The organism is Sinorhizobium sp. B11 (assembly GCA_039725955.1).
Classification (GTDB): Bacteria; Pseudomonadota; Alphaproteobacteria; order Rhizobiales; family Rhizobiaceae; genus Rhizobium.
Map to the genome: position 1 here is coordinate 3111640 of CP091034.1, position 11672 is coordinate 3123311.

9 protein-coding genes are annotated in these 11672 nt (G+C 60.9%); 1 reads left to right on the plus strand and 8 read right to left on the minus strand.

Features of this window, described 5'->3' with window-relative positions; genetic code table 11:
- Positions 1 to 42: 42 nt before the first annotated feature.
- Entirely contained in the window at positions 43 to 3816 is a 3774-nt protein-coding gene (metH, locus tag LVY75_25500) for a methionine synthase (GenBank protein ID XAZ22151.1), read from the minus strand.
- A 174-nt stretch (positions 3817 to 3990) separates the two neighbouring features.
- On the opposite strand from metH, the gene LVY75_25505 reads away from it, so the two are divergent.
- Complete coding sequence (locus tag LVY75_25505) at positions 3991 to 5235, plus strand: AGE family epimerase/isomerase (GenBank protein XAZ22152.1); 1245 nt, start codon at positions 3991 to 3993, stop codon at positions 5233 to 5235.
- Between the two features lie 10 nt (positions 5236 to 5245).
- Here the strand turns inward: LVY75_25505 and LVY75_25510 are convergent, their stop codons facing one another.
- The 7 genes from LVY75_25510 to LVY75_25540 form a co-directional block, all read right to left on the minus strand.
- Positions 5246 to 5869: a DUF2799 domain-containing protein gene (locus tag LVY75_25510; protein ID XAZ22153.1), complete on the minus strand. Its 624-nt coding sequence runs from the start codon at positions 5867 to 5869 to the stop codon at positions 5246 to 5248.
- Between the two features lie 123 nt (positions 5870 to 5992).
- Positions 5993 to 6481 carry a heme-degrading domain-containing protein gene (locus tag LVY75_25515; protein ID XAZ22154.1) on the minus strand — a complete coding sequence of 163 codons (489 nt, stop codon included), beginning with the start codon at positions 6479 to 6481 and terminating at the stop codon, positions 5993 to 5995.
- 109 nt (positions 6482 to 6590) lie between these two features.
- On the minus strand, positions 6591 to 7334 hold the full coding sequence (locus LVY75_25520) for an aspartate/glutamate racemase family protein (protein XAZ22155.1): 744 nt from the start codon (positions 7332 to 7334) through the stop codon (positions 6591 to 6593).
- A 1-nt stretch (position 7335) separates the two neighbouring features.
- A complete protein-coding gene (locus LVY75_25525) occupies positions 7336 to 8157 on the minus strand; it encodes an ABC transporter permease (GenBank protein XAZ22156.1) in 822 nt (273 codons plus the stop codon).
- A 1-nt stretch (position 8158) separates the two neighbouring features.
- Positions 8159 to 9070 carry an ABC transporter permease gene (locus LVY75_25530; GenBank protein ID XAZ22157.1) on the minus strand — a complete coding sequence of 304 codons (912 nt, stop codon included), beginning with the start codon at positions 9068 to 9070 and terminating at the stop codon, positions 8159 to 8161.
- 154 nt (positions 9071 to 9224) lie between these two features.
- Positions 9225 to 10523 carry a PotD/PotF family extracellular solute-binding protein gene (locus LVY75_25535; protein ID XAZ22158.1) on the minus strand — a complete coding sequence of 433 codons (1299 nt, stop codon included), beginning with the start codon at positions 10521 to 10523 and terminating at the stop codon, positions 9225 to 9227.
- Between the two features lie 29 nt (positions 10524 to 10552).
- A complete protein-coding gene (locus LVY75_25540; protein XAZ22159.1) occupies positions 10553 to 11641 on the minus strand; it encodes an ABC transporter ATP-binding protein in 1089 nt (362 codons plus the stop codon).
- Positions 11642 to 11672 lie beyond the last annotated feature (31 nt).

The following is an 11672-nucleotide window of genomic DNA, read 5'->3' on the forward strand; positions in this document are numbered from 1 at the left end:
CGACTGAGCACGCCACCTCAAGCGACGGAAAAGACTCCGCAATCAGGCAGCGTCTTCGATCTCTTCAGCAGTCTTGCGCGGCACGTAGTTGAGCACCGGTCCGAGCCAGCGCTCGACTTCGGTGACATCCATGCCCTTGCGCTTGGCATAGTCTTCGACCTGATCGCGCTCCACCTTGGCGACACCGAAATAGTAGGAGTCCGGGTGGCCGATATAGATGCCGGATACTGACGAGCCCGGCCACATCGCATAACTCTCGGTCAGCTTCACGCCGGCAGTGTTCTCCGCATCGAGAAGACCGAACAAGGTCTTCTTCTCGGTGTGATCGGGCTGGGCCGGGTAACCGGGTGCCGGGCGGATACCGGCATAGGCCTCGGTAATGAGATCCTCGTTGGAGAGATGCTCGTCCTTGGCGTAGCCCCAATATTCGCGGCGCACGCGCTCATGCATGCACTCGGCGAAAGCTTCGGCGAAGCGGTCGGCAAGCGCCTTCACGAGGATCGAGGAATAGTCGTCGTTCGAACGCTCGAAACGTTCGGCGATGGCGATCTCCTCGAAGCCCGCCGTCACCACGAAGCCGCCGACATAGTCCTGCACGCCGCTATCCACGGGCGCGACGAAATCCGACAACGCCACGTTCGGACGGCCATCGCGTTTCGAAAGCTGCTGGCGCAGCGTGTAGAACGTCGCCAACTCCTCCTTGCGCGCATCGTCCTTGAATAGGCGGATATCGTCGCCGACCGTACCGGCCGGCCAGAAGCCGATGACGGCGCGCGGGCGGAACCACTTCTCGTCGATGATCTTCTTCAGCATCGCCTGGGCGTCGGCCCAGAGTGCGCGGGCTGCTTCGCCCTGCTTCTCGTCTTCGAGGATCGCCGGGTAGCGGCCGCGCAACTCCCAGGTCTGGAAGAACGGCGTCCAGTCAATGTACTTGGCAAGGTCGGCCAGATCGTAATCTTCGAATACCTTGGTTCCGAGGAAGCTCGGCTTGGTCGGCTTGTAGGCCGCCCAGTCGACCTTCTGTGCGTTCTCGCGGGCACGTGTGAGCGGCAGACGCACCTTCTCGGCTTCGCTGCGCGCATGGGCCGCGGCGACCTTGGCATATTCGGCCCTGATATCGTCGATATAGCCCTGACGGGCGTCCGGCGAGAGCAGCGAGGACACGACGCCGACAGCACGGCTGGCATCCGTCACGTAAATGGACTGGCCCTTGTTGTAGCCCGGATGGATCTTGACCGCCGTATGCACGCGGCTAGTCGTGGCCCCGCCGATCAGCAGCGGGATATCGAAGCCCTCCCGCTCCATCTCAGCAGCCACATGCACCATCTCGTCAAGCGACGGCGTGATGAGGCCGGAAAGACCGATGACATCGACCTTCTCGGCAACAGCCGTCTCCAGGATCTTCGTCGCCGGCACCATGACGCCGAGGTCGATGATCTCGTAATTGTTGCAGGCGAGCACGACGCCGACGATGTTCTTGCCGATATCGTGCACGTCGCCCTTGACGGTCGCCATCAGGATCTTGCCGGCGGACTTGCGTTCCTCGCCGCCATTCAACCGCTTCTCCTCTTCCATATAGGGAAGGAGAACGGCTACGGCCTGCTTCATGACTCGGGCGGACTTGACCACCTGCGGCAGGAACATCTTGCCCGACCCGAAGAGATCGCCGACGACGTTCATGCCGGCCATCAGCGGCCCTTCGATGACGTGCAGCGGACGCGCCGCCTGCTGGCGGGCTTCGTCGGTATCGGCCTCGATATATTCGGTGATGCCGTTGACCAGCGCATGTTCGAGGCGTTTCGCCACGCTCCATTCGCGCCAGGAGAGATCCTGCACCTTGCCTTCCTTGCCGGCAGCCCCACGGAAACGCTCGGCCACTTCCAGCAGCCGCTCTGTTCCGTCAGGACGGCGGTTCAGCACCACGTCTTCGCAGGCCTCGCGCAATTCCGGATCGATCTGGTCATAGACGGCAAGCTGGCCGGCATTGACGATACCCATGTCCATGCCCGCCTGGATGGCGTGGTAGAGGAACACGGCATGCATCGCTTCGCGCACCGGCTCGTTGCCGCGGAAGGAGAAGGACAGGTTCGACACACCACCTGAGATATGGACGAGCGGCATGGTCTTGCGGATCGTGCGCGTCGCCTCGATGAAGTCGACGCCGTAATTATTGTGTTCTTCGATACCAGTCGCGACCGCGAAGATGTTCGGGTCGAAGATGATGTCCTCGGGCGGGAAACCGACCTTCTCGGTGAGCAGCTTGTAGGCGCGCGTGCAGATATCGACCTTGCGTTCGTAGCTGTCCGCCTGCCCTGTCTCGTCGAAGGCCATGACAACGACGGCAGCGCCGTAATTATGCAGGAGGCGCGCCTGGGCAAGGAAATTCTCCTCGCCTTCCTTGAGCGAGATCGAATTGACGATCGCCTTGCCCTGGACGCGCTTCAGGCCGGATTCGATAATCGAGAACTTCGACGAGTCGATCATCACAGGCACGCGGGCGATGTCAGGCTCGGCGGCGATCAGGTTCAGGAACTCGACCATCGCCTTTTCGGAATCGATCAGGCCTTCGTCCATGTTGATGTCGATTACCTGAGCGCCGTTTTCGACCTGGTCGCGGGCGACATCGAGCGCTGCCGTGAAATCGGCATTGGTGATCAGCTTGCGGAACTTGGCCGAACCGGTGACGTTGGTGCGCTCGCCGACATTGACGAAAGGAATGTCCTTGGTGAGCTCGAAGGGCTCGAGGCCCGACAGCGACATGAAGGGGCGATGCTCGGGGATCGGCCGCGGCTTGTACTTGGCCACCGTTTCGGCGATGACGCGGATATGTTCGGGCGTCGAGCCGCAGCAGCCGCCGACGATATTGACGAGGCCTTCGCGGGCGAAGCTGTCGATCTGCGCAGCCATCAGTTCCGGCGTCTCGTCATACTGGCCGAATTCGTTCGGCAGCCCGGCATTCGGATAGGCGCAGACGAACGTGTCGGCAACGCCAGAAAGCTCCTGCAGATGCGGGCGCATCGCATTGGCACCGAGCGCGCAGTTGAGGCCGATCGTAAAGGGATTGGCGTGGCGCACCGAATTCCAGAAGGCAGTCGGCGTCTGGCCCGAAAGCGTACGGCCCGAAAGGTCGGTGATCGTACCGGAGATCATGACCGGCAGACGGATGCCCTTGGCCTCGAAACGCTCTTCGCAGGCAAATATCGCGGCCTTGGCGTTCAGCGTGTCGAAGATCGTCTCGATCAGGATGATATCGGCGCCACCATCGATCAGGCCATCGATCTGCTCGGCATAGGCATCACGCAGATCGTCAAAGGTGACGGCGCGGAAACCAGGATTGTTGACGTCAGGCGAGATGGACGCCGTGCGGTTCGTCGGGCCGATAGCGCCGGCGACAAAACGGCGCTTGCCATCCTCGCGCTCTGCACGCTGCGCGGCGCGGCGCACGATCTCGGCACCTTCCTTGTTCAACGCATAGACCTCGCCTTCCATCGCATAATCAGCCTGCGCGATGCGGGTCGAGGAGAAGGTATTGGTCTCAAGGATATCGGCGCCGGCCTTGGCGTATTTGTAATGGATTTCTTCAATGGCGTCCGGCTGCGACAGGATCAGCAGGTCATTATTGCCCTTCTGATGGCAGGCACAGCCGATGAAACGCGAACCACGGAAATGGTCTTCATCGAAGCCCAGACCCTGGATCTGCGTGCCCATGGCACCGTCAAGGACGAGAATGCGTTCGCTGGCGGCCTTCTTCAGCGCCGCGAATACTTCACTGCCATCACGCTTGCCCCCTTCGGGGCCAAAGAGATTATCGAACACGGGAAGGCTCCTTGATATCACAAGATCGAAAACGACCAATCACATAAAGATATCTTTATGTCAACATATGCCTGTTGCTTTAGGGACATTACGAGCCTTGGCGGATGACAGACTCGCACGACCTCTATATAGGCGTTTTCCTAAAGGCATTGTGCACGAATTCGGAGGAGTATCATGGCACCTGCACTCGGCAACTGGTCTACCCGCGCCTACCACCGAGGCTGGCTGCTTTCGCAGGCCAACGGTCTCTTCGATTTCTTCCAACACAATTCCATCAATCACAAAGGCGGCTTCTACGATCTCGACGACGCCGGCAAGCCGCTCAATGCCGAAGGCCAGGTACGGCCACTCCATATTGCCTCGCGCGCCGTCCACTGCTTCTCGATCGGCACGCTACTCGGCCGCCCCGGCGCCGCAGATGTCGTCGATCACGGCATGAACTACATCTGGAACCAGCATCGTGACCGCAAGAACGGCGGTTACTTCTGGTCACTGGACAACAACGGTCCCGTCGATTCCAACAAGCAGGGCTACGGCCACGCATTCGTCCTTCTCGCCGCCTCTTCGGCAAAGACGATCGGCCATCCGCTTGCCGATGGCATGCTCACCGATATTACCGAGGTCCTCAACACGAAGTTCTGGGAAACCAGGCACGGCGCCATTGCCGAAGAATTCACCGCCGACTGGCAGCCGCTCGATGGCGGCACCTATCGCGGCCAGAATTCCAACATGCATCTGACCGAAGCGCTGATGGCCGCTTTCGAGGCGACAGGTGACCGCGATTACCTCACCAAGGCCGAAAGCATCGCCGATCTCGTCATCCGCCGTTCGGCCGGTTCCGTCGACTGGCGTGTCGCCGAGCATTTCGATGCCGAATGGAACCTCGATAAGGATTACTATCATCCGAACGAAATGTTCCGCCCGGCCGGCACGACGCCGGGGCATTGGCTGGAATGGACCCGCCTCATCCTGCAGCTCTGGGCGCTCGGCGGCAAGAAGATCGACTGGATGCCGGATGCGGCCAAAGCCCTCTTCGAGCAGTCCATGGTGCTTGGCTGGGATAACGACAAGGGCGGCTTCTTCTATACGCTCGACTGGGCCGACAAGCCGGCCAAGCGCAACAAGCTCTGGTGGCCGGCCTGCGAGGGCGCTGCCGCCGCGCACTTCCTCAACGAGCACCTGCCGAGCGATTATCATGAAGAATGCTACCGCAAGATTTGGAACGTGATCGAGCGCAGCTTCATCGACCATGAGAATGGCGGCTGGCACGAAGAACTGACGGAAGACCTCGTTCCCTCACACTCGCTCTTCCCCGGCAAGGGCGACATCTACCACGCCCTGCAGGCCTGCCTCATCCCGCTCTTCCCGGCAACGGGGAGCCTGACCAAGGGCATTGGCGAAGCCGGCGGCAAGCTCTGAGGCGAAAGCCTCAGTAGCCAGGCATGGCCGGCGGCGCTGCGTTCGGATTCTGCTGGAACCACTGCACTTCCGCGCTGGTATCGTCGAGTTCGTCCTGAGCGTCACGCTGCTCTCTGCGGATGCGGCGCATATCGTCTTCGAGATCGTCCATCCGGCGGCGGATATCGCGCCGGTCTGCATCCGGCGCATCCTTGAGCTTGCGCGACAGGTCGTCGATCTCGGCTTCCTTCGATCCGTAGTCGCTCTGAAGCGAACTCAGCCGCGACTGCTGTGAATTCTGGCGATTGCCGAGCGTGTAGCCACGCAGAAAACCGGGCGCTGTCTCCGGCGGGCAGACATTGGAATAGCCGTGACCCGCCTGCCCGTGCATCAGCCCGCTCATCGGCGTGCAATAGCGCACGAGACCTGCCTGATAGCCCTGATACCAGATGGTCTGGTCGGGTACGATCTTCACCCGCTCGCAGGACTTGGCATGCGCGGCAAAACGCTCCTGCGGCTCGTAACCGGCAGCCCCGTCGGATTCACCGATCACCCGCCAGTCGGCGGCGACGCATTCTTCCTTCGAGAGCGTATTGCAGGAGGCGAGGAAAAGGCTGAAACCAATGGCAAGAAAGGCAAAGAGCAAACGTAACATGGCGTCCCGGCAATAACTTACAAAACCGGGCGCACCTTATCGTCACGAAATACGTCAGTCACCGGGAACGGATCGCGATCTTGTGCTTTTCGTGGCTTTTATTTGTCAGAAATGCGGCAGCATTTACGCCAGCCGCAGCGTGTCGAGATCCTTCGCCAGAATCAGCGCCAAGGCTTCGACCGCGAGGTTGTGATCGTCCCGCTGCGGCAGGCCCGATACGGTGACGGCGCCGATGCAGCCAGTGCCTCTGACGTTGATCGGGAAACTGCCGCCATGCGGCGCGTAGTCGGTGCCGGAAAGACCGTTGTCCTCGACCGTCTTGCCTTCCTTCTGCAGCTTGAGGCCGGAAGCGTAGCTGCTGCGGAAATAGCGGAACACCATGTTGCGCTTGCGGCGCACCCAATTGACGTTATCAGGCGTCACGCCCGGCAAGGCCGCGTAGAAGACCGGCATGGAATGCAGCGTGATATCAATCGCGATGCCGAGCCCGCGTTCGGTGGCAAGCTCCTGCAAGAGCTTGCCGAGCTGCCATGCGGTCGTCAGATCGAAGGCATCGAAGCTTAACGCCTTTTCCTGTTCCGCAATACGGATCAGATCCTCGTCGATCGACATGGCACGGCTCTCCTCTAACGTGATAATCGGCTGCGACAATTCTCACGCGAGGGGAAAAAGTAAAGTCAAAACTTGGCGCTATGCACCATCAAGAGTTTTCGCCTTATGTTCAGCCTGCCGCCCGGATCGGCGCAAAACCGCTCATCGCGCCCGTGAAATGTTTCGGCAGCGGCGAGGCATAGGAGCCGCGTTTGCTGGTCGAAAGACCGAGCGAAACCAGCGCTTCCGCCTGCTTCACGGCAGCGGCAACCCCATCGATGACAGGTACGCCGTAGACATCCTGCAGTTCGCGCGCCAGATCCGTCATGCCGGCGCAGCCGAGCACGATCGCCTCCGCTCCATCTTCCGAAAGCGCCCGTTCGATTTCCGCCTTCAGCCTGCCGATCGCGCCAGATGCAGCATCTTCCAGCTCCAGCACCGGAATATCCGATGCCCTCACCTTCGCACGATCGCCCATGCCATACCGGCGCACGAGATTGTCGATCAGCACCCGGGACCGCTCCAGCGTCGTCACCACGGTGAAACGCTGGGCGAGGAAACCCGCTGTAGCGACAGCGGATTCGCAGAGCCCGAGGACGGGCACATCAGCAAAGGTGCGTGCCGCATCAAGCCCGGTATCGTCGAAGCAGGCGACGATCGCCGCATCGTAACCGGCGTCCTGTCGCTCCTTCAGCTCCGTCAGCAGTCCGGGGATGGCGAGCGCGCCGTCGTAGTGCCCCTCGATCGAGACCGGCCCCATGCGCGAGGTGGCGGCGATGATCTCGGTGCCGGCGGCGGCGACCGCACGGGCGGCGGTTGCCGCCTTCTCGGTCATGGAAGCGGTCGTGTTGGGATTGACGATCAATATGCGCATGTCAGCGTGTCTTTGCCTGCCGCCGGCCGAGCATCGTCATGATGCCGAGCGCGACGAGAATGATGGTGAAGGAGAAGAGCGTCGTGACCGTGCCGAGCGCATAGAGCACCGGCGTCGTGACGTTGGTGGTCATGCCGTAGATTTCGAGCGGCAGCGTATTATAGGTGCCCGACGTCATCAGCGTGCGGGCAAATTCATCATAGGAAAGCGTGAAGCCGAAGAGGCCGACGCCGATGAGACTTGGAGCGATCATCGGCAGAACGACATGGCGGAAGGTTTGCCACGACGTCGCGCCGAGATCGCGCGCGGCCTCCTCGTACGCCGGCGAGAAGCGGTTGAAGACGGCAAACATGATCAGCACGCCGAAGGGCAGCGTCCAGGTTAGATGCGCGCCGAAGGCTGAGGAATACCAGGCAGGTCGCAAGCCGCCCTGCTGGAAGACGACGCCGATGCCGAGCGAGATGATGATCGACGGCACGACGAGGCTCGCGACCGTCGCATAAAACAGCACCGACGAGCCGCGGAAGCGCCGGCGGAAGGCAAGGCCCGCCATCAGCGAGACGACGACGGTCACAATCATCACCATCAGGCCAAGAATGAACGAACGCTGGAAGGACGCGCCGAAATCGCCGACCGCCTGCTTCTCGAAGAGATTGAAGAACCAATGCGTCGAGACGCCGTTCAACGGAAAGGTCAGGCCACCATCCGGCCCCTGGAAGGAGAGGATGACGATCGCCGAGAGCGGCCCGTAGAGAAAGAGCACGAAAAGACCGAAAAAGGCGGCAAGCACGTAGAATTCGAGGGAGCGTTTTTCGCGGTTCATCCTAAAGCTCCTTGCGGATATCGACGACACGCAGGATCGCGGCGACCATCATCAGCACGACGACGAGCAAGACGACGGCATTTGCGGCTGCAGCCGGATATTGCAGCAGCGACATCTGGTTCTTCATCATCAGCGCCACCGAGGCGCTCTGCCCTCCGGACATGACCTGCACGGTCGAGAAATCGGCCATCACAAGCGTGACGACGAAGATCGTGCCGATCGCCATGCCGGGCTTGGCAAGCGGGATCACCACGTTCCACAGGACCTGCCAGCCCGAGGCTCCGGCATCGCGTGCTGCTTCGAACAGCGAGCGGTCGATGCGCATCAGCGTGTTGAAGATCGGCGTGACCATGAAGAGCGTGTAGAGATGCACCATGGCGAGCACCACGGCGAAATCCGAATAGAGCAGCCATTCCACCGGCTGCGGCACGAGGCCCAATTCCACCAGCGCCGAATTGACGAGCCCGTTGCGCCCGAGCACCGGGATCCACGAGATCATGCGGATGATGTTCGACGTCATGAAGGGCACGGTGCAGACGAGGAAAAGGATCATCTGCATCGAGGTCTTGCGGATATGAAAGGCCAGGAAATAGGCGACCCAGAAGCCGATGAAGAGCGTCAGCGCCCAGACGATGACGGTGAATTTCAACGTATTGAGATAGGTCTTCCACGTGACCCATGAACCGAGCGTGTCGGTATAGTTCATCGTCAGGAAGTCGGGATAGATGCCGGCGAAATCGTAATCCCAGAAACTGACGACCGCGATCATGGCGATCGGCAGGACGAAGAAGAAGCCGAGGATGGCGATCAGCGGTGTGGCCTGCAGATAGGAGATCGCAGATGGCGCAAGCCGCAAGGCGCGTCTGGGCATTTCCGCTGCCGGTATCGTCTGCTCTGAAGCGATCGTGGCCATGCCTGGTCCTTTCCTTCATCGAGGTGAGAAAGGAGAGGTCGATGAAGACCCCTCCCCAACCCTCCCCACAAGGGGGAGGGAGTTTTCTGCGGCACCCTCACCCACGTTCCCTCCCCCTTGTGGGGAGGGTTAGGGAGGGGAAAATCGCAGACGCTTACGCCGCGATGAACTCGTTCCAGCGGCGGACCATGTAGCGGTCTTCGTCCATGACGGAGTTCCAGCAAGCGATATGGCCGATACGGTCTTCGAAGGAACCACCGTCGCGTACCGAGCCGGCCTTCTCCATAACCTTGCCTTCGGGCGAAAGGATATCGCCCTGAGCCGCCTTGCCTTCCATCCAGTAGCCCCACTCGTCGGCGGTCATGAAACCCTTGGCGGTTTCGAGGCAGGCCGAGTAATAGCCCTGGCGGTTGAGATAGGCGCCGACCCAGCCGGACGTGTACCAGTTGATATATTCATAGGCTGCATCGAGCTGCGCACCCTTCAGATGCGCGGCAAGGCCGAGACCACCGCCCCATGCGCGATAGCCTTCCTTGAGCGGCTGGAAGCGGCACGCAATGCCCTTGGAGCGGACGGCGGCAACGGCCGGCGACCACATGGACTGGATGACCACTTCGCCCGAGGCCATCAGGTTGACCGACTCGTCGAAGCTCTTCCAGAAGGCGCGGAACTGGCCGTCGCCCTTGGTCTTGATCAGGAATTCGATCGTCTTGTCGATCTCTTCCTTGGTCATATTGCCCTTGTCGGCATATTTGATCTTGCCGGAGGCTTCGGCGATCATCGCCGCATCCATGATGCCGATCGACGGCACGTTGATGATCGCCGTCTTGCCCTTGTAGGCCGGATCGAGAATATCGGCCCAGGAGGTGATGTCGCGGCCGGTCAGGTCAGGACGAATGCCGAGCGTATCGGCATTGTAGATCGTCGGCATCATCGTGAACCACTGGGTCTGCTCCTTGGCGAACTTCTTGGAGTCCTGCGCCTCGACGAAGCCGACCGTGTGCGGCGCCGTGCCCTGCGCGATCGTGCTGTCCGCCTTCAGCTTGCCACTCGTGAAGATCGGCACGACCTTGTCAAAATATTTGAGCTTCTTGACGTCCATCGGCTGCAGAACGCCGGTCGGGAACACCTTCTTGCAGATCCAGTATTCGATATCGGCAATGTCGTAGCTGTCGGGCTGGGTGACGGCGCGCTGGGCGGCGGCATCGGAATCGGTCGCGGTCATCTCGAGCGTGATGCCGAGGTCCTGCTTGCACTTCTCGGCGATCGCATTGATGTTCGAGACGCCGGTGCCGAACTGGCGAAGCGTGATGTTGGACTGCGCCCAGATCGTCGGGAAGCCGGTGATGGCGCCCGAGCCGGCGATGGCGCCGACGGCGGCGGCACCGGTCTTCAGAAGCGAGCGGCGGGAAATTCCCTTTTCCGCCTTGGTGGTTTTCGTTTCAGTCGTCATGGCAGTTCCCCTTTTCTTGATATTGAAGGTCATGCGGAAACGCGGCCAAGGAGGACGGCATCCTCCAAAGCCCAACTCAAAGACACCGCATCGCCGACCGAGACCGGGCTGGCGAAGTAATCGCTGTCGCTTGCGATGACGGTGAAATCGTCGCTGCCAGCCCCCAAAACGGTGATCTTCACCGAGGAGCCGCGATATTCGATATTGGAGACGACCCCGTTGAAGCCGAGGGTCCATTCGGTCGCCACCTGAAGGCGTACGCGGTCGGTGCGGATGCCGATATCGACGGCTTCGCCGACCTCCCTGCCCGTCCCTCGTACGGAAAAACTCTGCCCTTCCGGCACAGTCATCACCATCACGCCGTTCTCGCTCGAAGTGACGCGGCCGGAAAGCACATTGTGATCGCCCATGAAGCGCGCGACGAAGGCGGTTGCCGGCTTTTCGAAAACCTGCCGGGGCGAAGCCGCCTGCTCGATCTTGCCGTCATTCATGATGACGATGATGTCGGCGAGCGCCATCGCCTCTTCCTGGCTGTGCGTCACATGCACGAAGGTAATGCCGAGCGTCTTCTGCAGCTTCTTCAGCTCTGCCCGCATGCGGATCTTCAGGAACGGGTCGAGTGCGGATAGCGGTTCGTCGAGCAGCAGCGCTTCCGGATCGGTAATCAGTGCGCGGGCCAGGGCGACACGCTGCTGCTGGCCGCCGGAAAGCTGTGCCGGCCGCCTGCTGGCGTAGGCCTCCATCTGCATCAGCTTCAGCATGTCCAGCGCTTTGGCGCGGCGCTCGTCCTTGTCGACCCCCTTCATCTTCAGGCTGAAGGCAACGTTATCGACGAGGTCGAGATGCGGAAACAGTGCGTAGGACTGGAACATCATCGCCGTGCCTCGCTTGGCCGGCGGGAAATCGGTGACGACGACATTGCCGAGGCGGATATCGCCCGATGAAATCGTCTCGTGACCGGCGATCATGCGCAGCGTCGAGGTCTTGCCGCAGCCGGACGGCCCCAGGAAGCAGCAATAGGAGCCAGCCGGGATTTTCAGGCTGATGGCATGGACCGCCGTGGTCGCGCCATAGACCTTGGAAACGGATGCTATATCGATCTCTGCCGCTTTCGACATCGTGTCTTCCCCTGTTCGAGAAAGACAATGC